Source organism: Photorhabdus sp. RM71S, from assembly GCF_042879355.1.
Lineage (GTDB): Bacteria > Pseudomonadota > Gammaproteobacteria > Enterobacterales > Enterobacteriaceae > Photorhabdus > Photorhabdus kayaii.
Genome location: NZ_JBHFKV010000236.1, coordinates 1 through 330 on the forward strand (window position 1 = coordinate 1; position 330 = coordinate 330).

Consider the following 330-nt stretch of genomic DNA (forward strand, 5'->3'; position numbering starts at 1 on the left):
ATAAGTAACAGTCGGGTCTGTAATGGCATCCATCATGCCGTCTTGATAGGCGAACGAACGAAATCGCCCGGTCTGTGCGCTGGTTTCTTTGGACAGTACGGCGTATTTGTTAGCCCACACACTTAGTGATAGTGGTTCGGGAGGGCGGATATCAGGGCGACGTTTATATAAATCTTGCGTGAAGTTCTGCCAGGCGGAGGTATTAGCTTTCTCCTCTACTGTTATCATCAAGGCTTAATTCCTCCATCGCCTCGTAAACCACCTCCTGTAACGCTTGAACAAACTCCGTATCATTAGTGGTTGAAGCCAATACACGTAAACGCGGGCCAT

1 pseudogene is annotated in these 330 nt (G+C 48.5%); it reads right to left on the reverse strand.

What is annotated here, in order from left to right:
* Positions 1-228: pseudogene (locus ACGF5R_RS24690) on the reverse strand (phage terminase large subunit family protein); the annotation flags it as partial.
* Between the last annotated feature and the right edge of the window lie 102 nt (positions 229-330).